Origin of the sequence: Halobacillus hunanensis (assembly GCF_900166655.1) — a bacterium.
Taxonomy (GTDB): Bacteria; Bacillota; Bacilli; order Bacillales; family Halobacillaceae; genus Halobacillus_A; species Halobacillus_A hunanensis.
Genome location: NZ_FVZB01000006.1, coordinates 1,347,488 through 1,372,331, shown reverse-complemented (window position 1 = coordinate 1,372,331; position 24,844 = coordinate 1,347,488). Strand labels below are relative to the sequence as shown.

Sequence of the window (24,844 nt, the reverse complement as noted above, 5' to 3'; positions counted from 1 at the left end):
GTGCTACACTATGGGGTAGAGAAAAAGTGAAAGTGATAGAGTTAGGAGGAACGATGTTGCGTAACAAAATGATAGCATTACTTGCCATGACAGGTGTGCTTTTGCTCTTATCTGGGTGTACTCAAGTAAACCAGGAAATAACTCCTGAAAGTGAAGGATTCTGGAATGAATATATCGTATTCCCATTATCCCAGACCCTGCAGTTTTTTGCTGACTCTACTGGAGGAAGCTACGGGTTATCAATAATTATTGTGACCATTATTATTCGCCTTGTGTTATTACCGTTAAACGTTAAACAATTAAAAAGTTCCAAAGCTATGCAGGATATTCAGCCTCAACTTCAAGAGCTGCGTTCAAAGTACAGCTCTAAAGATGCTCAATCTCAACAGAAATTACAGCAAGAAACGATGCAGCTTTTTCAAAAGAATGGTGTTAATCCATTAGCAGGCTGTTTACCGATTGTCGTACAAATGCCTATTTTAATCGGTTTTTATCACGCGATTATGCGTACAGAAACGATTCAGACGCATAGTTTCCTATGGATGGAATTAGGACAATCTGATCCATTTTTAGCTATTTTGACTGCTGCTACGACGTTTTTACAGCAAAAACTTATGATGGCTGGCGGGGCGGCAGGACAAAACCCGCAAATGCAGATGATGCTATATATTATGCCGTTAATGATCGGTACATTTGCTTTCTTCTTCCCATCCGCACTGGCTCTATACTGGATTGTCGGGAACATTGTCATGATTTTACAAACACTATTTATTCGTAAACCAATGATGAAGGATACGACAGGAGGCGCGGCTAAGTGAGAGAGATGACTGCTACTGGAAATACAGTTGAAGAAGCGGTCCAATCAGCATTAGAGCAATTACAGACATCAAGAGACCAAGTAAACATTGAAGTCATTGATGAAGGTAAAAAGGGGTTTTTTGGAGTTTTTGGAACAAAACCAGCGATTGTTAAAGTTTCAATTATGAAAGATCCTGTGCAGGACGCTGAATCATTTATCATACAAGTAGCAGAACAAATGGGTTCACCTGTTCAAGTAAAAACTGAAGCAAAGGGTCGAGATATCTCCATTAAACTTTCTGGTGATAAGATCGCTATGCTTATTGGAAAACGTGGACAAACATTGAATTCATTACAGTATCTAGCTCAACTTGCGATCAATCGTGAGTCCGATCAATTTTACACCATTATGCTTGATGCAGAAGGCTATCGGGCCAGACGTCAAGAAACATTGGAAACCCTGGCAAAACGATTAGCTGATAAAGCGATAAGAACGAATGATGCTGTAAAACTCGAACCGATGCCCTCGTATGAAAGAAAGATTATTCATGCAAAACTGCAGGATCATCAAAAAGTAGAAACTGATTCAGCTGGAAAAGATCCGAAACGACATATTATTATTCGTCCCATATAAGGTTTCAAAAAAACTTCTGTCAAAGAGATTGGCAGAAGTTTTTTTGTCTGCTTTTAAGTCGAGAAAAAACAGATGCGCACATGTGGATAAGTTTATAGTATTTTGTAAGAGAATAGCTGTTGATATCTTTTCAAAACAGGGGGTTATGTGGTAATCTAATAAGTTAGTGACTTCAATAATTCCAACACATGTGGATAACTATAAAATGAATATAAGAAAAAGGAGGTGACCGCGCATGGAAGGTGATACGATTACAGCAATTTCAACCCCAATGGGTGAGGGAGCTATCGCCATTGTCCGTTTAAGTGGTCCTGAAGCTGTATCAATTGCAGCAAGCTTATTTGAAGGAAAAGATTTAAATAACGTAGATTCCCATACGATGCATTATGGTAAAATTATTGACCCTGATACAGGGGAAGTTGCGGAAGAAGTTATGGTCTCAACTATGCGGGCACCGAAGACATTTACCCGAGAAGATATCGTGGAAATCAATTGTCATGGTGGGCTTGTCTCTGTAAATCGAGTGCTTGAGATCGTTTTGGCAAAGGGAGCACGTTTAGCAGAGCCAGGGGAGTTTACGAAGCGAGCCTTTTTAAATGGTCGAATTGATTTGTCACAGGCTGAAGCAGTGATGGATTTAATTCGTGCTAAAACAGACAGGGCTATGAATGTAGCTCTGAAGCAGATGGATGGACGTTTATCAAACCTTATCCAAGACTTAAGGCAAAAGCTGCTTGAAACTTTAGCACATGTCGAAGTAAATATCGATTACCCTGAGTATGATGATGTAGAGGAAATGTCGAATGAGATGATGCGTGACAAGACGAAAGAAGTGCACGCAGAAGTTACACAGCTGCTTGAAACCGCAAGGCAGGGGAAGATTTTACGAGAGGGGTTAGGAACAGCCATTATCGGCCGTCCCAATGTGGGTAAATCATCCCTTATGAATGCTCTCGTGCATGAAAATAAGGCAATTGTTACAGAAGTGCCCGGGACAACACGTGATGTGATCGAAGAGTATGTCAACGTCCGAGGTGTTCCACTACGGCTTGTTGATACAGCAGGAATCCGCGAAACGGAAGATATAGTTGAACGGATTGGCGTTGAACGCTCTAGAAAGGTATTAAAAGAAGCAGATCTCATTCTTCTTGTGTTAAACTATGGAGATGAACTTACAGAAGAAGACAGGAAACTATTTGAGGCCGTCTATGATATGAACATCATTGTCATTGTCAATAAGATGGATCTTGAACCAAAACTGGATCTTTTTGAGGTTGAGAGGTTAGCAGGAGACCATCCTGTAATTACCACAGCCTTGATTCGCGAAGAAGGCATCGATCAACTCGAAAATGCTATTGCTAATACGTTCTTTGAAGGTGATTTGGATGCCGGGGATATGACTTACGTTTCCAATGTAAGACACGTCCAGCTCCTCAAACAAGCAAAGAAAGCTTTGGAAGATGCACAAGACGGTATGGAAATGGGAGTACCGATAGATGTTGTACAAATTGATGTAACTCGAACGTGGGAAATCCTTGGTGAAATCATCGGGGACGCTGTCCACGAAAGTTTAATTGATCAATTGTTCTCGCAATTTTGTTTAGGGAAATAAAGAAATAAATTGTTCAAGAACTACTTATATAGTTATGGACACTTATTTAAAAGGAGAGACAACCAAAATGACTTACGATGCAGGGCATTATGATGTAATTGTTATTGGTGCCGGTCATGCTGGAGTTGAAGCGGCAATTGCCTCCGCAAAACGTGGAGCAAAAACGCTTATGCTTACACTTAATCTTGATATGGTAGCGTTTATGCCATGTAACCCTTCGATTGGAGGACCGGCTAAAGGGATAGTCGTACGTGAAATTGACGCTTTGGGCGGTGCTATGGGTAAAGTGATTGATAAAACGCATATTCAAATGCGTTTGCTGAACACAAGGAAAGGTCCGGCTGTTCGTGCTTTAAGAGCTCAAGCAGATAAACCCCTTTATATTAAAGAGATGAAACAAATACTAGAAAACCAGGAAAACTTAACTTTGCGCCAGGGCATGGTAGAGAAGCTGATGGTGGAAGATAACCAAATCAAAGGTGTTATTACGGAAACGAAGGCAGCTTATTATGCGCCGACTGTAATCGTAACTACAGGTACGTTTATGCGCGGGAAAGTCATCATCGGCGATCTTGCTTACGAAAGTGGACCGAATAACCAGCGTACTTCCGTAACGCTTTCTGAACACTTGGAAGAGCTAGGTATTGAAATGGTTCGTTTCAAGACAGGTACCCCAATGCGGGTGAATAGTCATACCATCGACTACTCAAAGACAGAAATTCAGCCAGGGGAAGAAGAACCACGTTCATTCTCTTATGAAACGACAGAATTCATTACTGATCAAATACCGTGCTGGTTAACGTATACGAACGAAGAAACCCATAGAATTATTAATGAAAATCTTGGCCTCTCCGCTATGTATTCTGGAATGATCAAAGGGACAGGTCCACGTTATTGTCCTTCTATTGAAGATAAAGTGGTTCGCTTTAATGATAAACCGCGACACCAGATTTTTCTTGAGCCTGAAGGCCGTGACACGGAGGAAGTATACGTTCAAGGTCTTTCCACTTCATTGCCGGAGTATGTGCAAAATGAAATGATGAAAACCGTTCCGGGCCTTGAAAATGCTGAAATTATGCGGGCAGGCTACGCCATTGAATATGATTCAGTTGTGCCAACACAACTTTGGCCAACACTTGAAACGAAACAAATTAGCGGCTTGTTCACAGCTGGCCAAATTAACGGTACATCTGGCTATGAAGAAGCAGCAGGTCAGGGATTGATGGCTGGAATAAATGCAGCTGCTAAAGCACTGAACTTAGAAACATTGATTTTAGATCGTTCTCAAGGGTATATTGGCGTGATGATCGATGACCTTGTTACTAAAGGAACAGGGGAACCTTATCGTTTGCTTACGTCTCGTGCCGAATTCCGTCTAATGCTGCGGCACGATAATGCGGACTTACGTTTAACTGAAATTGGCCATCAAATCGGTACAATTTCTGATGAGCGTTATGAACGATTCCTTGAGAAGAAACGTCGAATTGAGGAAGAAAAAAATCGCCTTGAAAAAACGATACTAAAAGCTGAAGAGGATGTACAGGCGGTTGTTAAAGAGTCCGGCGGATCACCATTGAAGGAAGCTGTACGTGCAACCGATTTGTTGCGTCGACCTGAAATGAACTATGATCTGATTGCAAAAGTTGCTCCTAGTGATGCACATCTTCCAGCTGATGTCACAGAGCAAGTAGAAATACAGGTGAAGTATTACGGTTATATTAAGAAAGCTTTAGAGCAAATCGAGCGCATGCGTAAAATGGAAACAAAAACGATCCCAGAAGACATTGATTATGATGATATTCACGGACTGGCTACGGAAGCGCGTGATCGACTAAAAGCTGTATGTCCGCTGTCTGTCGGGCAGGCTTCACGAGTATCAGGGGTGAACCCTTCAGATGTTTCAATCTTGCTTGTCTATATTGAGCAAGGCAAGATTGCTCGTGTTTCTGGTGAATGATAAGTGAAAGGATGGACCCATGGATAAACAAACCTTTCTTACAGCATTACAACAACAAGGCATCGAACTAAGTGAAAAACAGCAGCAGCAATTTCAAATGTATTTTCATATTTTAGTCGAATGGAATGACAAAATGAACTTAACAGCGATAACGGATCAGGAAGGTGTTTATTTAAAGCATTTCTATGATTCGTTAACCGCAGCTTTTTATCACGATTTCAGTAAGCCGCTTCGAATATGCGATGTTGGGGCAGGAGCTGGGTTCCCAAGTCTTCCATTAAAAATCGCCTTCCCTCATTTACAGGTGACAATTGTTGATTCTTTAAAGAAGCGGATCACCTTTTTGAACCACTTAGCCCATGAACTTGAGCTGAACGATGTCGCTTTTTATCATGAGCGCGCAGAGAACTTCGGAAAAAACGCTAAATTTCGGGAAGGTTATGATTTCGTAATGGCCCGTGCTGTAGCTCGAATGTCTGTCTTAAGTGAGCTATGCTTGCCGCTTGCGACTAAGGGGGGCCATTTTATGGCCATGAAAGGCCCAAACTTAGTAGACGAGATGAAAGAAGCACAAGTTGCTATTCAGACGGTTGGCGGGGAAGTGCAAAAGATTCATACGTTCGAACTTCCCGAAGAGGGTAGTGAGCGTAATATTGCTATAATTGAAAAGCGAAGGAAAACACCTAAGAAATATCCTAGAAAAGCAGGGACGCCGAATAAAGCACCTATTCAAAATTAGATATAAGATGGGAAAGTTTGTACGTGTAATTATTTCCGAGGAAATAATTTGCTTATAACTTATGAGCTAACGTATGGAATTCTACTCATCAGGAAAGAGGTCTATTTGCATTGCAAATAGACCTCTTTCTACTTAATTCAACAGATTTTAGCAATTCTTGATGTTCACTTCTGCCTTCTTCATTCCATATAAGTAATTCTCTCGCTGAATAAAGCTTGGGGCAGCTGCTCCAATGAGGATTAATCTGGCTAATTGATCATCTGTAAACTTTGTCGTGTAACGAATCGAAATAGGTACACCCATTGAAAAACATGCAAGGTAAAACCTTTCTAACTGTTAATATTCATCCTTAATATCATGAGCTAAAGTATCATAATCATACCCAAATGCTGGCTTGTCTGATTTTCCAAATCCTCTTAGATCAATTTCGATAAATCTGTAACCTTTTATAGGAAGCTCATTCATTTGATAATAAAACATTTCATGGTTAACAGGCCATCCGTGAATAAAAACTATTAGCTGTCCTCCACCAATGTCTTCGACGAAGAGTTCGACATTTTTCTCAACCTCTATGAAATGTGCCATAATGTAACTAAGATTATTCTTTCTTATCCATCATATAAATCAAATACCCACCACCCTAATTAATAAACTTAAATGGTCTATATCAAGGAGGGAAAATGTGAGAATTATCGTTGTTTCCGATACACACATGCCTAAGAAAGCGAAACAGCTTCCCGCCCGTCTAATACAGGAGCTTCATACGGCAGACCTTATAGTTCATGCCGGTGACTGGCATTCAATCAATGTATATAATCAGTTATCTACTTATGGGGAAGTGATGGGGGTTTATGGGAATGTGGATGATAATGAGATGAAAGAATTGGTGCCACGAAGAGTTGTCACCGAATGGGAGGGCTGTAAAGTAGGAATTGTCCATGGTCATGGCGATAAAAAGACAACAGAAAAAAGAGTGATAGAAGAATTTGAAGGGGAAGAATTAGATCTCATTATATTTGGCCATTCGCATTTACCACTACTTAGATTCGTGAAGAAAACGATGTTGTTTAATCCTGGCTCTGTAACGGACAAGCGCCGTCTCCCTTATTACTCATTTGGGGTTATAACCGTGGATCATCAAGGTATTCGTGCTGACCATATCTTTTATAGTAATAAAGAAACATGAGCTCAGGGCCCATGTTCTTTATTAACTTTGCATAATCATTCCGCCATTTATATGAATAAACTGTCCAGTGATATAAGTTGAATCATCAGAAGCAAGCAACACATAACTTCCGACATGTTCAACAGGCTGCCCGGGCCGCCCCATTGGTGTGTTTGTGCCGAATTGCTCCACTTTTTCCTCGGAAAAAGTTGCTGGGATCAAGGGGGTCCAGATTGGACCAGGGGCTACTCCGTTTACTCGGATGCCTTTCTCTACGAGTTGTTTAGCCATTGAGCGTGTGAAAGCTACTACAGCTCCCTTCGTTGCTGTATAATCGACCAAGTGTGGATTGCCTGTATAAGGATTTACTGATGCTGTGTTAATAATGGAGCTTCCACTTTTTAGATGGGGCAGGGCTGCTTTTGTCATATGAAACATAGAGTATATATTTGTTTTAAACGTACTTTCGAGTTGTTCAGTCGAGATGTCTAAAAGGTCATCTGCAGGATGTTGCTCGGCGGCATTATTGACCAATATATCAAGCTGCCCTAATTCATCAACCGTACGGGTGACAGCTTCTTTACATACTGATTCCTCGCCTACATCCCCAGGAATTAAAATGGCACGTTGTCCTTCAGCTTCAACTTTTCCTTTTGTGACCTCTGCATCTTGATGTTCTTCTAAATAAGAAATGGCAATATCAGCGCCTTCTTTGGCATAGCCAATGGCGACAGAACGCCCAATTCCACTATCACCGCCGGTAATTAAGGCTACTTTGCCAATAAGTTTATCTCCACTCTTATAATCATCGTCTGCTTGAAGTGGCAGGGGATGTAGCTTTTCTTCCATACCAGGCTGTTTGGATTGTTCCTGTCCAGGTTGCCCTTCTGTTTGTCTATCCATTCGTTTCATGAACCCTTCCTCCTCACTCACAAGAAATCATGTGTTATATTGATGTGCATACCACATTCTAATCATTTCAAACAATAAAACCATCCTGGATACTCTATCCCTGACCTGTTAAGGAACAGCCGCTTAATGGATATATTGATATGAATATACCGGTAACAAATGATAAGATGGAATGGAGTTATTTCTGTCATTTAAAGAGCAATAAAATAAGAGCAAAAAAAGGGCTTATTAAGTATTACATAGCTCCATGTTTTCAAACATAGATTTTAGGGTAACTTCTGTGGAAAAGGTGGTCGAGCTGCCTTCTTGAAAAAAAGCAAAGTCCACACCCAACTAGAGATCAATACGGAAATTCCGCCAACTAAAATTTGGAATTATTCACACTAGTTAATAGCGGTAGTGTAACCGCATTGAAAATAAAGGTAAGAAAAATATAATATCAATCCGGAGGGAGAAGATTTAAAAGGTATGACACAACAAACACAGGTACAAACAAAATCACTCACAGGTAAATTAACCTTGGCCATGACAGCCGGGGCAATCATAGGAGGAGCTCTTGTTTTAGTTAAAAATCCGTCTGAGCGTACAAAGTTAAAAGAAAGATCAGGGGCAACGAAAGACACTTTAAGTCAATATGTTTCTAAAGTTAAAGCAGATCCGTCTGGCACTAAAGAAGAGCTTGTCAATCGAATTCAAAGAACTACCTCGGTTACAAAAGAAGCTATTAACAAGATTCAAGATATCCTTGATAACGAAGGCAAGGAATTAAAAGAAAAGGTTCAAGAAGTTAAAGCAGATTCTGAAGAAATCGTCTCTACTGCAAAAGAAGCAAGTGAAGAATTGAAAGATGTGAATAGTAAAGTAAATGAAGCAAAAGAAGAATTAACTGACTCTGAAGATAATGGAAACCTTACGGTAGTTAACGGTGACGAGCATGAAATTAAAAAAACGATCAAACCCAATTAATAAATAGAATCTAGGACAGGATAGATCAGCTTAAATAAAAGCTGATCTTTTTTTGAAAAAAAAGTAGGGAAAAATGAAAAAGTACCGAAATCTAAAGGTAGAGAGGATGTGGGAGATCATTAAGAAAACAACTTTCAGTCTCCCGTAGCACCAGTCTTCGACAAAGAAATTTCAATAGTGTATAGGGATCCTGTCGAAGTTGGGGATAAGAAAGTAATCTCAGTCGCAAAAGTTAGTTCTAATAGAAAGGTAGGAATATCATGAAACCGTTTCCAACTATTGATGGTCATAATGATACGTTGTTAAAGCTTCATCTAGAAGAGCACAGCAGTGATCGTCTATTTTTAAATGAAACATCAGTGGGGCATATTGATTTGCCCAGAGCACGCAAAGGTATGTTGAGTGCCGGTTTTTTTGCCATTTTTTGTCCAAATCCTTCAGGGTCTATGCTTCCAGACTTTGAAGAATACATGAATGAAAATGGATACGACTTTCCTTTACCCTCAGCTGTCGATTATGATTATTGTCATCACATGACAAATGCAATGGTTGCTCAACTTTATCACTTGCAAACCAAATCTAATGGAGTTTTAAAAGTTGTCAAAAGCGCTGAAGAATTGGAAAATCTAGTACATAAAGAAACACTAGGTGCCATACTCCATTTTGAAGGGGCCGAATCCATTGACAGAGATCTTAATGCATTACACGTATATTATCAAGCTGGTCTCCGTTCACTTGGTCTTGTATGGAGTCGTCCGAATATATTTGCTGAAGGAGTACCATACCGTTATCCCTCCACACCTGATATTGGTTTTGGGCTTACAGAGCCTGGGAAAAAACTTGTGCAGGAATGTAATAAACTTGGCATCATGATAGATTTATCACATCTTAATGAGAAAGGATTTTGGGATGTAAATGAACTCTCTGATGCGCCACTGGTGGCGACTCACTCAAATGCACATACCATATGTCCGATATCGCGTAATTTAACTGATAAGCAACTGGATGCCATTGCGGGATCCAATGGAGTAGTAGGGGTGACTTATGCTGTAAATATGCTTCGTCCGGATGGGAAGTTAGATACAGATACTTCTCTAGAAATGATCGTGAAACATATCGATTATATTGCGAGTCGTATTGGTATCGAACATGTCTCCTTAGGGTCTGACTTTGATGGTACAACGATTCCGGACGCATTAGGTGATGTGACAGGTGTGCCTAAGGTGATTAAACTGTTAAAGGACCGTGGGTATAGTGATAATGCTCTACGTAAACTAACGAGCGAAAATTGGATTCGGGTTTTGAAGGCGACTTGGAAATAACTGCTTCAAAGATCTAATTATTCGAGTAAATGTTTCACGTGGAACATTTATTACTCTGGCCTGAAGCGGTAATGTGTTGTTTGGGGCATTTAAGAGAAGGAATAGGGAAGAACCTGTTAATAATGGACTTAACAGGTTCTTTTCCTTTCTATTTGAATTTGTAAGCGGCACTAAGTGGGTAGCCGCTTTACTTTTTTAACTTCTCCATATATTTAGTTACGACAAAAGCTAAATCTTCGTTTCCAAATAAAGATAATACTCCAAGCAATGTCTCATCCGGGATTTCACCAGCTTCTTGTTTAGGAACAGTTAATTCTAATGCTTGATTTAAAGATTCATTACCAGCTTGCTCAGGGTATGCCTCTTTATAGAGATCAACAGGGCTTAAGTCATGGTTGATACACCATTGGGCAAACACATGGATCATCATTTGTTCGTCTTGTTGGTAACTCTGTATAACCTGGTCTTCCATTTCTTTTCGGTTCATCAGGATAGCTCCTTTTCTTCATTTATTTATGATTATAACGAATGACAGACGTTTCTCATAATAAAAAAATGGAGCAAACATATAAATTAGCTATTGCTTACGTAAATGTTAAAGTTGGATTATAGATAACCCTACAGGGTATAGTGACCATGATTTAAAAGGAGGCAGAATAAGTGAAAAAAGTATGGCTAGTTTCGATTGTATCCTTGATTGGTTTGACTGTCTTTCTGGGTCCAGGCGTTTATAATAAGATCTCCGGTGAAGTGAACAACACTGAACGTATAGTAGATGTGAGAACTGAGGGTGGTAAGAAGGTGACATATTCCCAAGCTGAGTTAAAAGAAATGCTGACACCTCTCCAGTATAAAGTTACCCAAAATAATGGAACAGAAAAAGCTTTTGAAAATAAATATTGGGATAATAAGCAGCCAGGGATCTACGTAGATGTTATATCAGGTGAGCCACTTTTCAGCTCCACCGATAAATTTTATTCGGGTACCGGATGGCCTAGCTTTACTAAACCGTTAGTTGAAGAGAATATTGTAACAAAAAAAGATCGTGGAATCTTTGGTACAAGTACAGAGGTTAGAAGTAAAGAAGCTGACTCCCATATTGGCCATATTTTTAATGATGGTCCGGAGCCAACAGGACTACGTTACTGTATGAACTCTGCGGCTATGAACTTTATTCCTAAGGAAAAACTTAAAGAAAAAGGATATGAGGAGTTCATACATCTATTCCAATAATAAATTTTACAATTTAAAGAAACTGCACCCCGATTTAGAAATTACTAATAAAATTGTGGTGCAGTTTCATTATGTCAATAAGAACACTCCTATTTAATTTCTTCGAAAGCAATAAAACACCTAGGAACTTCAAGGATAGTAATGGTAAGATAGTTATTAAGAAAAAGGTGAGTTGTTTTATATCTATGTTTTTGTAAGCTAGGAAAGTGCGATTAGATTCATAGTTATGTAGCTTAGGGTCGAAATTTCGGATTATTCATCATACAATGATAGTGGAATTTTGTATAATGAGTCGTTATTTTGTAATAAAAGTCGATATTAGAAATAATCGATTTGCTAGATACTTTTACTAGCCAAAATATGATAAAATAAATCATAGATTCAAAAAGGCATACGTACGCGCAGCAGCTATTCAGCCTGCGGCGCTTTTTTCTATTTGATAAAATGAATGTTCCACGTGAAACATATTTGATCGTGTGCTTGATCGAAAAAAGGTGGTGTCTGATCGTGTTACATCCTTTTGGTCGTCTGTTCGGACTGGGTGACAAGACAGAGTCGGAGTCAGATAACAGCAGCAACAGCCATAACAATGAAGAAGTAGAGTACAACCCTGATGAAGTCATGCAAGTTCCTGTCGAAAGTGTTCAACCGAACCGTTATCAGCCTAGGGCTATTTTTAACAATGAAAAGATTAGTGAACTCGCCCAGACGATACATACGCACGGGATGATTCAGCCAATTGTTGTGCGTCGTTTGAACGAAGATCATTATGAGTTAATTGCCGGCGAACGCAGGTGGCGTGCTGTCCAATCTCTTGGATGGGAAACTATCCCTGCCATTCTTCGGGAGATGGATGATGCTCAAACCGCTTCTGTTGCTCTAATCGAAAACTTACAACGTGAAGAGTTAACAGTAATTGAGGAGGCTACGGCTTACGCACGTTTAATTGAGATTCATGAATTAACTCAGGAAGCACTTGCTCAAAGGCTAGGGAAGAGTCAATCAACAGTTGCCAATAAAATGCGATTGTTGAAACTTCCGGAATCCGTACAGCGAGCTGTTATGAATAAAGAGATAACAGAACGTCATGCACGTGCTCTGATTGCTTTAAAAGAACCGGAGAACCAGGAAAAGCTTCTTGATGAAATAATCGAAAAGCAGTTAAACGTCAAGCAGACAGAAGAGCGAATTGCCAAGCTGCAGGATCCAAAGCCGAAGAAGAAAAAGCCGAAGCTTAAAGGTGTCAATAAAGATATGAGGATTGCAATGAATACAATCCGACAATCTCTTGATATGGTCTCTGATACTGGAATTGATGTTGAAACAAATGAGGAAGACCATGACGAATATTATCAATTCACAATAAAAATTCCTAAGAAAAAAACATAGCTTACATTTTACCACCCATCTATCCTGCAGCTGTGAAGATGGGTGTTTTTTGAAAAAATAAATTAGCCGATGTAAAAGAAAGTGATGATAAGGAAAGAGGCAGGTGACAGCATGGGTAAAGTGATTTCCATTGCCAATCAAAAAGGTGGCGTTGGAAAAACAACAACAGCCGTCAATTTAAGCGCATGCCTGGCTTATTTAAATAATAAGGTGCTCTTGGTTGATATTGACCCACAAGGTAATGCTACGAGTGGTGTTGGTGTGGAAAAGGGAGAAGTAAGCCAATGTATATATGATGTACTAGTAGAGGGAGTCGATGCTCCTCAAGTTCGTACTGCAACAATGGTGGAAAACCTTGATGCTATCCCAGCTACCATTCAGTTAGCTGGAGCAGAGATTGAACTTGTCCCTACGATTTCCAGAGAGGTAAGGCTTAAGCATGCCATTGATGAAGTGAAAGATGAGTATGATTATGTCATTATTGATTGCCCGCCTTCATTAGGTCTGTTGACGATTAATGCTTTGACAGCGTCTAACACAGTTTTGATTCCTGTTCAATGTGAGTATTATGCTCTTGAAGGGTTGAGTCAACTGCTTAACACGATTCGTCTTGTCCAAAAACACTTGAATAAAGACCTTATGATTGAGGGTGTCTTATTGACAATGCTGGATGCTCGTACAAACTTAGGTATTCAGGTGATAGAAGAAGTAAAGAAGTATTTTCAAGATCGTGTATACCGTGCAATAATTCCCCGCAATGTTCGTTTAAGTGAAGCGCCCAGTCATGGCAAACCTATTATTTTATATGATGCCAAGTCACGCGGGGCTGAAGTATATTTAGACTTAGCGAAGGAAGTGATGGCAAATGGCGAGAGGGTTAGGTAAAGGCATTAATGCATTATTTAATGACATGAATGTTAAAGACAATGAACAGATTCATGAAATTAGGGTAGAGAATTGCAGACCCAATCCTTATCAACCACGAAAACATTTCACTGAAGAGGCAATTAATGAACTTCAACAATCCATTGAAGAACATGGGATTCTTCAGCCATTGATTGTGAGAAAGAGTATTAAGGGGTACGAAATTGTAGTAGGGGAGCGGCGGTTTCGTGCGGCCAAGCAAGCTGGCCTTGAATATGTCCCTGTTTTAGTCCGAGAATTGACGGATGACGAAATGATGGAGCTGGCCCTGCTCGAAAACCTTCAGCGTGAAGATTTAACGCCTATCGAAGAGGCGCATGCTTATCAAAATTTAATCAAGGAATTAGGCGTTACTCAGGACAATCTCTCTAAGCGACTTGGTAAAAGTCGTTCGCATATTGCTAATCTTGTGAGGCTGCTGACACTTCCTCAAGAAGTTAGTGAACGTATTAACGATGGTTCCTTGTCTATGGGGCATGGCCGGGCTCTCTTAGGGTTAAAAGATAAGAAGATGGTTATTCCTGTTATGAAACGCATTGAATCAGAAGGTTTAAACGTACGTCAGGTCGAAAAGCTTATTTTAGAAATAAATGAAGATAAGCCTAAAAAAAACAAGAACGAACCAGTAAAAGATATTTTTATCCGTGAACGGGAAGAGAGTCTTAAACAACGTTTGGGCACTAGTGTCAACATTCAAAAAGGAAAACGAAAAGGGAAAATTGAGATTGAGTTTCTTAATGATGAGGATCTTGAACGGATCTTAAACTGGTTTGAAAGTCAATAAGATTTAACAGCCTGGTCGTTTGGTATCCAGGCCTTTTTATTACGTTTTTATAAGGTTTCACGTGAAACAACCATTGGAGAGTGCATTATGGTATTATTAGGGACTATTGTAAATGGATTATGTATATTCGTTGGTACATTGCTTGGCTTATTCTTCACGAAAATTCCAGAACGTTTTAAAGAAACGGTTATGAGCGGTGTTGGTTTAGCAGTTATTCTGATTGGATTGCAGATGGGATTTGAAACGAACAATATTGTTGTAGTTTTACTGAGTCTGCTCATAGGGGCAATCGTTGGGGAGGCTCTTCATTTGGAGGAACGATTAGAATATGTTGGCCGCTGGGTGGAGAGAAAGTTTTCAAAACCAGAAAAGCAGTCAACTATTTCTCAAGGGTTTATTACAGCTTCACTAATCTTTGTTATAGGAGCACTTTCTGTTATTGGAGCTTTAGATAGTGGTCTTCGTAATGATCATGAAGTGTTGATTACGAAGGCTATCATCGATGGGTTTGTTGCTTTAGTATTAACTTCTACGCTCGGAATCGGTGTTATCTTTTCGGTTATTCCTGTTGTACTGTACGAAGGGGGTATTGCCTTACTTGCCACGCAAATCAATAAGTGGATTCCTGAGGAGATGCTCGATTTATTTATTGTGGAAATGACAGCCACTGGCGGGTTACTGATTGTCGCAATTGGGTTAAATTTACTTAAATTAACAAAAATACGGGTAGCAAATTTATTACCCTCATTATTTATAGTCGGAATTGTTCTTTATGTGATGCAGTGGTTCTAGAACAGCAACGGATGCCTTACCGTTGCTGTTTTTTTGTTGCAGCTACTAAAGGCTGATAAGTATAAAGGCCACTTCCGCGTTGTTCTTCTGCCAAACGGATAGCTGCTGCAATTTTTGCAGCCATATTCATAACGTGATGCAAGCGGGTATTTTGCAGGACTACATATTCCATAAAACCACCCACATTAACCATTCCGCTTATATGCATATCACCTATAGGCGGTAGATCCTTTTTTAAAGCAGCTCCAGGGTTAAGCGTTCCTTTTCCAATAGATACACTTCCAATAGAAGAGTTTTTTCCAAGGCAGGCGTCAATGGCAAGAATGAATGGCGATGGATGGGTATGATAGATAGCTTTTATTGTATCTTTCAGGTTTAGGGCATGTAAAGGATGCTCTAATGTTCCATAGACGTGGAAAGTTTTTAAGGGATGGTCTCGAAGCATTGAACCAACCAATGGTCCTAAAGAATCTCCAGTTGATCGGTCAGTGCCAATACATGCAATAATTACTTGCTTGTCCTTAGGAAGGGACTCCAACAGGTAATGACTAAGCTGTTCACTCATATTTGGATCGTCTACATGGACACGCTGCTCACCTTTTGAAAACTTGTCCTTAACATTCATAGGTACCCCTCCAGACACATATTAGTAACAGTATATAAGGCTTTTCATGTTTCTATACGTGGCAAAATATATCGAGTAGGGAGCGGTTGTAGTGAGAGCAGGTTTTAAATGGATGTGCTTAATCATAGGAACAACAATTGGTGCTGGCTATGCATCTGGCAGGGAACTATGGCAGTTTTTTGGACAAGATAGCAGTCTGGCGATCCTATTATTTTCGTTTATGTTTAGTTTCTGTTGTATGAGTATTATGAGAATCAGCTATGAACAGAAGGCGGGTCATTATTTACCTGTCCTTAGAAAAGTGGTCGGAAGACACCTGACGGGCATTTATGATGGAATGATTATCCTCTATTTATTTACGACAACAGTGGTGATGCTGGCGGGAAGTGGTGCAACATGGCAAGCCTTTCACTTTTCTTACCGATTAGGGGTGCTGGCTATTATTATCCCTTTAATTTTACTGTTTGTTTGGGATGTAAAAGGGATCGTGACGGTTAATAGCTTAGTTCTCCCAGTATTAATTGGTGGATTGCTCTTTGTCTTACTTTTATTTACTCATGACCAGAACTTATCAATGTTCGGGCACATAAAGGAGACAAGCAATTGGAAAGCAGCCTTTCCATTTACAGCTCTTAATGTTGTTCCATTAATAGCCGTTCTTGGTGCGATAGGAAACAAGGTGGAAAGCCGTCGTGAAATATGGGTAGCAAGCATAGGAAGCGGTCTCCTTTTGGGGGTAGTTTCTTATTTATATAATAATAGTTTGATACAAATTTCCGAGGAAATTATTTTATATGAAATCCCTTTATTCGCTATATTAAAAGAGTACCCGTTTGAAATGATGATATTTATGTCGATCGTAATGTGGATTGCTATGTTCACGACCGCTGCTTCAGGGATGCTTGGAATTGTAACTCGGTTCAGAGAATATTTACAACAACCGTTATGGATCCTTTCCATGATTACTATTGTCATCATGGTTCCGTTTACATCCTTTGGTTTCTCTACATTGATCGAATACTTGTATCCTCTTTATGGATTGCTTAACTTATATGTTTTGGGTTCCCTTCTGCTTTCTCCTTTCATACATCGATTCAAAATTCGGTAGAAACCTGTTAAAATAAGTTTCATATTCTAGTACTGAAACTTAGGAGGGTAATTTATGGAGGAGGCTTTAGTAGACTGGGGAAAATTCGTTGACTATATAACAGGTCCTGAATTGTGGGTTGGAATTGGACAGGGGCTATTGCAAATATTGCTGATTCTATTTGTTTCGCTATTAATCATTCGGATCGGCAGTAAAATTATATCACGATTTTTTGAAAACCGTAGACGCGGTCCCTTTCAGATTACTGCACGCCGTGAATCTACTCTCAAAAAGCTTGTGATTAATACCATGACATACATCGTTTATTTCACGGCATTTATCATGATATTAGAAGTGTTTGGTATCAAAATTGGACCGTTGCTTGCCGGTGCTGGGGTGGCTGGCTTAGCGATTGGGTTTGGTGCGCAAAACCTTGTACGTGATATCATTTCGGGATTCTTTATTATCTTTGAAGATCAATTTTCTGTAGGAGACTATGTACTGACATCTGGTGTAGAGGGATTTGTTGAGGAAATTGGTTTACGGACGACTAAAATCAAAAGTTGGACAGGGGAGATCAATATTCTCCCGAATGGGAATGTTACCCAAGTTACCAACTACTCGATTCACAACAGCATTGCTGTAGTGGATGTGAGGATTGCCTATGAAAATAATATTGAATATACAGAACAGATCATATCCGAACTTCTTGAGGAATTACCAGAACGATATGAGCAGATGACGGCTATACCAGAACTGCTAGGTGTAGATAATTTAAATGCTTCAGAAATTATGATGAGGATCATTAGTGAAACAGTCCCTATGGAACACTGGGGTGTGGCTCGTGCGCTTCGAAGAGAAGTAAAACAGCGTTTAGAAGAAAAAGGGATCGAAATACCTTATCCGCGTATCGTGATGTACTCACGCCACGAAGAAGAAACGGGACAGGAACCATCTTAATTATATATCCGGGAGGCAAAAGCTATGGCAGAGAAAACGTATCATTTAAACGATATAGTTCAAATGAAGAAAGCACATCCATGCGGGGAAAACCGCTGGAAAATTATACGCATGGGTGCTGATATTAGAATTAAGTGCGAAGGATGCGGGCATAGTGTGCTAATCCCGCGTAAAAAGTTTGAAACGAAGATGAAGAAAGTACTCGAAGCGAGTGAACAATAACAAGGTTTCCCAGCTTTGTTTAACCCCCTATATGAATGTAGGTTTTAAAATAAACTGAGGTGAGAGGGCCTGACATTTGGATTTTTAAATAGAGTAAACATGAAAAACAGGCTTCCTGAAGGGGCCTGTTTTCTATTTTGCATAGGTTGTTATTTTTTTGTACAGTATCTATAATTGATATGACCGAACATACATGTATGTAAATCCTTAAGGAGTGGAATTTTTATATGGCATTAACAGCTGGAATTGTAGGATTGCCTAACGTGGGCAAGTCTACTTTATTTAACGCAATTACGCAGGCTGGAGCATTGTCTGCAAACTATCCGTTTGCCACCATTGATCCAAACGTTGGGATTGTGGAGGTTCCGGACCCTCGACTAGAAAAGTTAACTGAGCTGGTCAATCCGAAGAAGACAGTACCGACAGCATTCGAATTTACCGATATTGCCGGTATTGTTAAGGGAGCTAGCAAGGGAGAAGGGTTAGGAAATCAGTTCTTATCCCATATTCGCCAAGTAGATGCAATTTGCCACGTTGTACGTGCATTTGAAGATGAGAATATCACACATGTTTCCGGACAAGTAGATCCAATATCAGATATCGAAACGATTAATTTAGAATTGATTTTAGCCGATTTGGAAACTGTTTCAAAGCGTTTGGACCGGGTGGCCAAAATGGCTCGCCAAAAAGATAAGGATGCAGTAGCTGAATATGCAGTTTTAGAAAAGCTTAAAGAAGGTCTTGAGGGTGAAACCCCTGCTCGAGCAATTGAATTCTCAACGGATCAGCACAAGGTTGTAAAAGGCTTGCACTTATTAACTTCTAAGCCGATCTTATACGTAGCTAATGTGAGTGAAGAGGAGATCGGTGAAGGTGACAATGATAAAGTGAAGCAGATCCGGGAGTTTGCAGCCCAGGAGAATGCAGAGGTTATTGTCATATGTGCAAAAATTGAAGCTGAAATTGCCGAGTTGAATGGGGAAGAAAAACAAGAGTTCCTCGAAGACCTTGGTATTGAAGAATCTGGCTTGGATCAATTGATTAAAGCAACCTATAACTTGTTAGGGCTAGCTACTTACTTTACAGCTGGCGAGCAAGAGGTTCGTGCTTGGACGTTTAAAGAAGGAATGACAGCTCCTCAAGCTGCGGGGATTATCCATACTGACTTTGAACGCGGATTTATTCGTGCGGAGACAGTATCTTACGAAGACCTTGTGGATGCTGGAACTATGGGAGTAGCTCGAGATCGTGGCCGAGTTCGTTTAGAAGGAAAAGAGTATTTAGTTAAAGATGGCGATGTTATCCATTTCCGATTCAACGTATAAGCCAAAACCCGGATCTCTCCGTTAACGTATTGTATTTCCGATGTACTTTTGATATAATACAACATTGTGAGTAATTATAGTTAAATTACTCCTTGCTCCTTTCCTGTTAAAGGAGCCGTTAAGTCCATAAGGAGGTGAATACGGATGAGAAATTATGAAATCATGTACATCATCCGCCCAGACATCGAGGAGGAAGCTAAAACAGCTGTAGTTGAGCGTTTCAGCGGTATCCTTACAAATAATGGTGCGGAAATCGAAAATCTTAAAGAAGTTGGCAAGCGTCGTCTTGCTTACGAAATTAATGATTATCGTGATGGGATCTATGTAACGATCAACTTCAAAGGTGATCGTGAAGCGATCAATGAATTCGACCGTCAAGCGAAGTTCTCGGATGATGTTATCCGCCACATCGCTGTACGCGAAGATGACAAATAAGGGGTGGTTCTGATGTTAAATCGTGTCGTTTTAGTCGGCAGATTAACGAAGGATCCGGATTTACGCTATACGCCAAATGGGGTAGCTGTTGCCAACTTCACTGTTGCAGTGAATCGACCATTCTCAAATAACCAGGGTGATCGTGATGCAGATTTCATTAACTGCGTTGTTTGGAGACGAGCTGCTGAAAACCTTGCCAATTTTATGAGCAAAGGCAGTCTTATCGGTGTGGACGGGCGATTACAGTCCAGAAGTTTCGATAATCAAGAAGGTAAGCGTGTGTTTGTAACAGAAGTTGTTGCAGACAGCGTACAGTTCCTAGAATCTAAAGGTGCATCCAAAAACGGAGGCGGCCAACAAGGTTCAGGATTCCAACCAAATCAGAATCAACAGCAACCAGGTAATAACTTCGGTTCAAATAATAATAATAAAGATGATGATCCTTTCGCAGATAATGGAGAGCCGATCGACATCTCTGATGATGATTTACCATTCTAAATAAGTAAAGGAGGGACGCCTCATGGCACGTCGTGGACGCGGTAAACGTAAAAAGGTGTGTTTCTTTACAGCAAACGGAATCACACATATCGACTTTAAAGATACTGACTTGCTTAGACGTTTCATTTCCGACCGTGGAAAAATTCTTCCTCGTCGCGTAACTGGAACTTCTGCAAAATATCAACGTAAATTGACGAAAGCAATCAAACGCGCTCGTCAAATGGCACTATTACCTTACAGTGCTGAATAAATAGCAATAAATAAAGGCCGTTCAGCTAGTTAAACAACTGAACGGCCTTTTTTTCGTTTTTAAAATGGTCTGGCCTCCTGCATCTCTCTAGGTTATATCCATAAGCTCTCTTAAATCATCCTTGTTGGACAATAAATCATGCAGTGTATAGTTATCGACCACCTCTAAAAAAGCACGTAAGGCATCATTTAATACACGCCTTAGCTTGCAGGCAGGTGTAATCACGCAGTAATTGGTGTCATTGTCAAAACACTCTAACAGAAGAAAATCATCTTCCATTGCCCTGACTACATAACCAATGTTAATATCTCTGGGTTCCTTTGCCAGCTTTAATCCTCCGCTTCTCCCACGAATGGTTTCAATCAACTCAAGCTTGTTTAACTGATGAATAATTTTCCCCAGGTGGTTCTCAGAAATATGAAAGACTTCAGAGATTTCTTTTTTACTCGCTAATTGATCTTTTGGAATAGAGGCTGTATAAATTAGTACTCTCAGAGCGTAATCCGTATATTTTTTTAAGCGCATATATAAAAATCCTCATTTTAGTTTTCCATTATCTTATCATATAATCTGCAAGTTGTCTTTCTGCTTTCGATTGTTTAGCTTGTTACAATATTGTCACAAAAGATGTATTTATAATATTGCTTTTATATAGAGATTATTTTTATAATAAAGATGTATTAAAAATACATCTTTTAAAGGGAGTATTTCTATGACTGTAAAAACTCAATTAAATGAAGAGACCGTAAAAATAGTTAAGTCAACTGTACCTGTACTGGCAGAGCATGGGGAAGCTATTACAAAGTGTTTCTATCAGCGGATGTTTGCTGATTATCCTGAATTAAGGAACATTTTTAACCAAACGAACCAAAGGGCAGGAAGACAGCCTAAGGCTTTGGCTAATGCGGTTTATGCGGCTGCACAACATATTGACGATTTAAGTGTGATCATGCCGACAGTTATGCAGATTTCTGAGAAACACCGGAGTTTAAATGTCAAACCTGAGCATTACCCTATTGTAGGTGAGTATTTGCTACTAGCTATTAAAGAGGTCCTAGGTGATGCTGCTACTGATGACATCATCGAAGCATGGGGAGAAGCTTATGGTGTGATTGCAGAAGCATTTATAGAAGTAGAAAAACAGAAGTACTATGATGCTGCCGTACAAAAAGGCGGTTGGAATGATTATCGTGAATTTCGGATTGTGAGGAAGGTAAAGGAAAGTGATGTGATCACATCCTTCTACATGGAGCCAGTGGATGGCGGTGAATTGTCCGACTATAAACCGGGTCAATATATTACGATTAAAGCTGAAATTCCCGGCGAAGAACATACACACCTGAGACAATACAGTCTATCTGATTCCCCTGGCAAAGGCTACTATCGTATTAGTGTAAAAAGGGAAGATGAAATTGGAGGGAATCCAGCAGGTATTGTATCTAGTTTTTTACACAATCAGATAGAAACTGGGGATGTCGTATCAATCAGTGCCCCAGCTGGGGACTTCCACTTGAATACGGAATCAGAAAATCCTGTCGTGCTAGTTAGTGGCGGTGTAGGACTAACACCATTAATGAGTATGCTTAAAACCTCAACTATGAAACAAACAGGTCGTGATATTTACTTTATTCATGCAGCACGCAATGGTAGTGTCCACGCATTTAAGGAGGATATGAGAGAAGTGGTGCTAGATTATCCTTCCGTAAAAGCTTATACCATTTATGAGGATCCATCTGAACAGGATAGTGGATATGATAAAACAGGATATATTGATTTAGAATGGCTTCAGGAAAATGTACCGCAACAGGCAGACTTTTATTATTGTGGACCTGAAGGATTTATGAAGGCTGTACATCATTCACTGAAAGCTTGGGGAATACCGGAAGAGCGAAGAAACTATGAGTTCTTTGGCCCGGAAGGAAGCCTCGATTAAAGCAGCAAAATACCTCTGTTGAGTAAATCAACAGAGGTATTATTTGTGTTTGTGATTATTCCTCTACATATGCCCACTTAAATTCAAATTCTGGGCCGGTAGCTGTAGCGAATGCGTTTTTAATAGATGGCCTGAATAGCATAGCTTTCGCATCCTGGTAAATCGGTGCTACGGCAGCATATTCTTCTAAAAGTAATCTTTCAGCTTCTAGGAAAGTTTCAAAACGCTTTTGCGGCTGTTGAGCATATTCACCATTTGCTTTTGCAATTAGTGCATCATACTCTTCGCTAGAGAAGTTCATGTTATTATTTTGTCCGTCAGTCAAATACATATTTAAATAGGTGTTCGGGTCCACATAGTCAGGTCCCCAAGTAGCGGCAAGGATTTCAAATTCTGATTCTTGTCCTCGGCGCACACGTTCTTTGAAAGGAACTTGCACAAGTTCGATTGTAAGTCCCTCAAGTTTTGTTTCTAATTGATCTTTGTAGTAAGCCATAGCATTTTGTGATGTTCCTGTATCATCACCTAAGATTTCTAATGTTACTTCTTCTTTTCCAAGTGCTTCGAGTGCTTTTGCCCAATGTTCTTTAGCTTTAGCTTCATTAGATTCCACAAGTGATCCCTGTACTTCACGGAAACCTTTGTCGGTACCTGGTTTGTTCACAAAGTTGGATGGAACATACCCTTCAGCTACGATAGAGCCATCGTTTAAGATGACGTCAACTAAAGCTTGGCGATCAATCGCAAGGGAAATAGCTTTACGTGCATGTACATTTGCTAACACTTCATTCGCCTGATTGAATTTGAAGAAGTATAAATACGGCTGCTCTGCTATTCTGAAATCTTCAGAAGTTGAATATTGGTCGACGAATTCAGCGTTAAGTTCTGCTTGGTCAATTTGACCAGATTGATAGAGGTTAACCCCAGTTGAGATTTCTTTAATGACTTTTCCTTCAAGCTTTTGCAGCTTAACGGCGTCTGCATCCCAGTAAGATTCATTTTTAACAAGGGTCCATCCTTCGCCATGGTTCCACTCTGTCATTTTAAAAGGTCCATTCGCCAGGGTAAACTTCGCTTCGGTTCCAAACTTATCTCCATGCTTCTCTACATAATCTTGATTAAGAGGCATAAATGTGATGAAAACCGTCATATTTTTGAAATATGGAACTGGCTTTTCAAGGTGAACTTCTAATGTATGATCATCAACGGCCACTGCACCAAGTTCTGATGGATCCATTTCACCTTCACTAATGGCTGTAGCATTTTTGACTACACCGCCAAGGAAATAAGGTCCATATTCAGATCCAGTTGCAGGGTCTACTGCACGCTGCCAGGAATACACGAAGTCATGGGCGGTTACAGGATCCCCATTAGCCCATTTAGCATCTTCACGCAGGTTAAAAGTCCAAGTTAGTCCATCTTCACTAACAGAACTATCTTTAGCAATACCCGGTGAAAGGTTGCCGTCCTTGTCCAATCGGAATAGTCCCTCCAGTGTTTCACCGGCCCATTGGAATGAAACCGTATCTGTTATTAATGAAGGATCCATACTTGCAATTTCACTTTTTGCTGTGATGGTTATCTCCTGTTTAACATCACTTTCACTGCTGCTTTCTTCTTCTCCACTAGAATTACTTGATGTACTTTCCCCACCGCTGCATGCGGCTAATACGAATGTCATCATTAAAGATAATAATAACCATAAATTGCCTTTTTTCAAAGTAATCCTCCCCCTAATGTGGTAATATTCTAAATTTTTTCTACCTTTTAAATTATACAGACAATTCTATTAATTAACAGCATCTTTACAAAAGAAAAAAAAGAAAAAAACTATTTATTGTTGATCACAGCAGTTGATTGACATTGAATATGCTTTGATAGGATAAATGAATATTAAATTTCTATTTCAGAAGATAAATTGTGCGCGCTGAAAGGACAAGTGGAGTAGTTTTAAAATAGCAGCCTAGGAAATTTATTTGTATGCCATGAAGGAGTTGAAATAAGTGCATCGTATTTTAATAAATGACCCGACAGTAAACTCGTCTTTAAGCCACGGGGAGTTACTTACGGAATTAAGTACTAGTTATGCCATGACTGTTCGTAGTCAAACCGAGGTGACGCGAGAGCTGACTGAGCAAGCAACTGAGCTGAAGGGATCGGACGAGCGGGTGTAAATAATATTGTTTAGAAGCTGCTGCAGAGCATGGCATTGTGGTTGTAAATGTGCCAGGTGTGAATACCATATCAACTGCTGAACATACCATGGCAATGTAAAGGCTTCA

At 39.9% G+C, this 24,844-nt stretch carries 28 protein-coding genes and 1 pseudogene; 22 read left to right on the top strand and 7 right to left on the bottom strand.

Going from position 1 to position 24,844, the window contains the following annotated elements:
* Nucleotides 1–53 precede the first annotated feature (53 nt).
* The 5 genes from spoIIIJ (at nucleotide 54) to rsmG (ending at nucleotide 5,740) form a co-directional block, all read left to right on the top strand.
* On the top strand, nucleotides 54–818 hold the full coding sequence (gene spoIIIJ / locus B5354_RS12240) for a YidC family membrane integrase SpoIIIJ (protein ID WP_425432119.1): 765 nt from the start codon (nucleotides 54–56) through the stop codon (nucleotides 816–818).
* Complete coding sequence (gene jag, locus B5354_RS12235; protein WP_079529043.1) at nucleotides 815–1,432, top strand: RNA-binding cell elongation regulator Jag/EloR; 618 nt, start codon at nucleotides 815–817, stop codon at nucleotides 1,430–1,432. The genes spoIIIJ and jag overlap by 4 nt, the downstream gene beginning before the upstream one ends.
* Before the next feature lie 235 nt (nucleotides 1,433–1,667).
* The gene (gene mnmE, locus B5354_RS12230; protein ID WP_079529042.1) at nucleotides 1,668–3,044 is read left to right on the top strand and encodes a tRNA uridine-5-carboxymethylaminomethyl(34) synthesis GTPase MnmE; all 1,377 of its coding nucleotides are present in this window, start codon (nucleotides 1,668–1,670) and stop codon (nucleotides 3,042–3,044) included.
* Nucleotides 3,045–3,111: 67 nt separating this feature from the next.
* On the top strand, nucleotides 3,112–5,001 hold the full coding sequence (gene mnmG, locus B5354_RS12225) for a tRNA uridine-5-carboxymethylaminomethyl(34) synthesis enzyme MnmG (RefSeq protein ID WP_079529041.1): 1,890 nt from the start codon (nucleotides 3,112–3,114) through the stop codon (nucleotides 4,999–5,001).
* A 19-nt stretch (nucleotides 5,002–5,020) separates the two neighbouring features.
* Nucleotides 5,021–5,740, top strand: coding sequence for a 16S rRNA (guanine(527)-N(7))-methyltransferase RsmG (gene rsmG / locus B5354_RS12220; protein ID WP_079529040.1), 720 nt, complete (start codon nucleotides 5,021–5,023; stop codon nucleotides 5,738–5,740).
* A gap of 147 nt (nucleotides 5,741–5,887) precedes the next feature.
* On the opposite strand, the gene B5354_RS20770 is transcribed toward rsmG, so the two are convergent.
* Both B5354_RS20770 and B5354_RS20765 read right to left on the bottom strand, forming a co-directional pair.
* Entirely contained in the window at nucleotides 5,888–6,043 is a 156-nt protein-coding gene (locus B5354_RS20770; protein ID WP_245804767.1) for a hypothetical protein, read from the bottom strand.
* Between the two features lie 33 nt (nucleotides 6,044–6,076).
* Complete coding sequence (locus B5354_RS20765) at nucleotides 6,077–6,325, bottom strand: alpha/beta fold hydrolase (RefSeq protein WP_245804766.1); 249 nt, start codon at nucleotides 6,323–6,325, stop codon at nucleotides 6,077–6,079.
* 97 nt (nucleotides 6,326–6,422) lie between these two features.
* Here B5354_RS20765 and B5354_RS12210 point away from each other — a divergent pair, with 97 nt between their 5' ends.
* Nucleotides 6,423–6,926, top strand: coding sequence for a metallophosphoesterase family protein (locus tag B5354_RS12210; protein ID WP_079529039.1), 504 nt, complete (start codon nucleotides 6,423–6,425; stop codon nucleotides 6,924–6,926).
* A 21-nt stretch (nucleotides 6,927–6,947) separates the two neighbouring features.
* On the opposite strand, the gene B5354_RS12205 is transcribed toward B5354_RS12210, so the two are convergent.
* Nucleotides 6,948–7,817 carry an SDR family oxidoreductase gene (locus B5354_RS12205; RefSeq protein WP_079529038.1) on the bottom strand — a complete coding sequence of 290 codons (870 nt, stop codon included), beginning with the start codon at nucleotides 7,815–7,817 and terminating at the stop codon, nucleotides 6,948–6,950.
* Nucleotides 7,818–8,285: 468 nt separating this feature from the next.
* On the opposite strand from B5354_RS12205, the gene B5354_RS12200 reads away from it, so the two are divergent.
* Together B5354_RS12200 and B5354_RS12195 are read left to right on the top strand one after the other, a co-directional pair.
* On the top strand, nucleotides 8,286–8,783 hold the full coding sequence (locus B5354_RS12200; protein WP_079529037.1) for a hypothetical protein: 498 nt from the start codon (nucleotides 8,286–8,288) through the stop codon (nucleotides 8,781–8,783).
* A gap of 260 nt (nucleotides 8,784–9,043) precedes the next feature.
* Entirely contained in the window at nucleotides 9,044–10,105 is a 1,062-nt protein-coding gene (locus B5354_RS12195; protein ID WP_079529036.1) for a dipeptidase, read from the top strand.
* Between the two features lie 187 nt (nucleotides 10,106–10,292).
* On the opposite strand, the gene B5354_RS12190 is transcribed toward B5354_RS12195, so the two are convergent.
* Complete coding sequence (locus B5354_RS12190) at nucleotides 10,293–10,592, bottom strand: hypothetical protein (RefSeq protein WP_079529035.1); 300 nt, start codon at nucleotides 10,590–10,592, stop codon at nucleotides 10,293–10,295.
* A gap of 173 nt (nucleotides 10,593–10,765) precedes the next feature.
* Between B5354_RS12190 and msrB the strand changes: the two genes are divergently transcribed.
* The 5 genes from msrB to B5354_RS12165 all read left to right on the top strand — a co-directional run bounded on the left by msrB (nucleotide 10,766) and on the right by B5354_RS12165 (nucleotide 15,227).
* On the top strand, nucleotides 10,766–11,338 hold the full coding sequence (msrB, locus tag B5354_RS12185; RefSeq protein ID WP_079529034.1) for a peptide-methionine (R)-S-oxide reductase MsrB: 573 nt from the start codon (nucleotides 10,766–10,768) through the stop codon (nucleotides 11,336–11,338).
* Nucleotides 11,339–11,845: 507 nt separating this feature from the next.
* Nucleotides 11,846–12,727: a nucleoid occlusion protein gene (gene noc / locus B5354_RS12180; protein ID WP_079529033.1), complete on the top strand. Its 882-nt coding sequence runs from the start codon at nucleotides 11,846–11,848 to the stop codon at nucleotides 12,725–12,727.
* 111 nt (nucleotides 12,728–12,838) lie between these two features.
* Entirely contained in the window at nucleotides 12,839–13,612 is a 774-nt protein-coding gene (locus B5354_RS12175; protein ID WP_079529032.1) for a ParA family protein, read from the top strand.
* Complete coding sequence (locus B5354_RS12170; protein ID WP_079529031.1) at nucleotides 13,593–14,435, top strand: ParB/RepB/Spo0J family partition protein; 843 nt, start codon at nucleotides 13,593–13,595, stop codon at nucleotides 14,433–14,435. The genes B5354_RS12175 and B5354_RS12170 overlap by 20 nt, the downstream gene beginning before the upstream one ends.
* Nucleotides 14,436–14,522: 87 nt before the next feature.
* The gene (locus B5354_RS12165; RefSeq protein WP_079529030.1) at nucleotides 14,523–15,227 is read left to right on the top strand and encodes a DUF554 domain-containing protein; all 705 of its coding nucleotides are present in this window, start codon (nucleotides 14,523–14,525) and stop codon (nucleotides 15,225–15,227) included.
* 16 nt (nucleotides 15,228–15,243) lie between these two features.
* On the opposite strand, the gene yyaC is transcribed toward B5354_RS12165, so the two are convergent.
* Complete coding sequence (gene yyaC, locus B5354_RS12160; protein ID WP_079529029.1) at nucleotides 15,244–15,852, bottom strand: spore protease YyaC; 609 nt, start codon at nucleotides 15,850–15,852, stop codon at nucleotides 15,244–15,246.
* A 112-nt stretch (nucleotides 15,853–15,964) separates the two neighbouring features.
* Between yyaC and B5354_RS12155 the strand changes: the two genes are divergently transcribed.
* The 7 genes from B5354_RS12155 (at nucleotide 15,965) to rpsR (ending at nucleotide 20,629) form a co-directional block, all read left to right on the top strand.
* On the top strand, nucleotides 15,965–16,960 hold the full coding sequence (locus tag B5354_RS12155) for a YkvI family membrane protein (RefSeq protein ID WP_079529171.1): 996 nt from the start codon (nucleotides 15,965–15,967) through the stop codon (nucleotides 16,958–16,960).
* Nucleotides 16,961–17,014: 54 nt separating this feature from the next.
* Nucleotides 17,015–17,899: a mechanosensitive ion channel family protein gene (locus B5354_RS12150; protein WP_079529028.1), complete on the top strand. Its 885-nt coding sequence runs from the start codon at nucleotides 17,015–17,017 to the stop codon at nucleotides 17,897–17,899.
* Between the two features lie 24 nt (nucleotides 17,900–17,923).
* Complete coding sequence (locus tag B5354_RS12145; RefSeq protein ID WP_079529027.1) at nucleotides 17,924–18,121, top strand: DUF951 domain-containing protein; 198 nt, start codon at nucleotides 17,924–17,926, stop codon at nucleotides 18,119–18,121.
* Nucleotides 18,122–18,348: 227 nt separating this feature from the next.
* A complete protein-coding gene (gene ychF, locus B5354_RS12140) occupies nucleotides 18,349–19,446 on the top strand; it encodes a redox-regulated ATPase YchF (RefSeq protein WP_079529026.1) in 1,098 nt (365 codons plus the stop codon).
* Nucleotides 19,447–19,590: 144 nt separating this feature from the next.
* Entirely contained in the window at nucleotides 19,591–19,881 is a 291-nt protein-coding gene (gene rpsF / locus B5354_RS12135) for a 30S ribosomal protein S6 (protein ID WP_079529025.1), read from the top strand.
* A gap of 12 nt (nucleotides 19,882–19,893) precedes the next feature.
* On the top strand, nucleotides 19,894–20,379 hold the full coding sequence (ssb, locus tag B5354_RS12130) for a single-stranded DNA-binding protein (protein WP_079529024.1): 486 nt from the start codon (nucleotides 19,894–19,896) through the stop codon (nucleotides 20,377–20,379).
* A gap of 22 nt (nucleotides 20,380–20,401) precedes the next feature.
* Nucleotides 20,402–20,629 carry a 30S ribosomal protein S18 gene (gene rpsR / locus B5354_RS12125; RefSeq protein ID WP_079529023.1) on the top strand — a complete coding sequence of 76 codons (228 nt, stop codon included), beginning with the start codon at nucleotides 20,402–20,404 and terminating at the stop codon, nucleotides 20,627–20,629.
* A gap of 87 nt (nucleotides 20,630–20,716) precedes the next feature.
* Here the strand turns inward: rpsR and B5354_RS12120 are convergent, their stop codons facing one another.
* Nucleotides 20,717–21,154 (bottom strand): Rrf2 family transcriptional regulator, encoded by a 438-nt coding sequence (locus tag B5354_RS12120; protein WP_079529022.1) that lies wholly within the window; start codon nucleotides 21,152–21,154, stop codon nucleotides 20,717–20,719.
* A 187-nt stretch (nucleotides 21,155–21,341) separates the two neighbouring features.
* Here B5354_RS12120 and hmpA point away from each other — a divergent pair, with 187 nt between their 5' ends.
* Entirely contained in the window at nucleotides 21,342–22,562 is a 1,221-nt protein-coding gene (gene hmpA / locus B5354_RS12115; RefSeq protein ID WP_079529021.1) for an NO-inducible flavohemoprotein, read from the top strand.
* A 55-nt stretch (nucleotides 22,563–22,617) separates the two neighbouring features.
* Here hmpA and B5354_RS12110 read toward each other — a convergent pair whose 3' ends face one another.
* On the bottom strand, nucleotides 22,618–24,282 hold the full coding sequence (locus B5354_RS12110) for a peptide ABC transporter substrate-binding protein (protein WP_342743008.1): 1,665 nt from the start codon (nucleotides 24,280–24,282) through the stop codon (nucleotides 22,618–22,620).
* 283 nt (nucleotides 24,283–24,565) lie between these two features.
* Between B5354_RS12110 and B5354_RS12105 the strand changes: the two are divergent.
* A pseudogene (locus B5354_RS12105) lies at nucleotides 24,566–24,833 on the top strand (phosphoglycerate dehydrogenase); the annotation flags it as partial.
* Nucleotides 24,834–24,844: the final 11 nt, after the last annotated feature.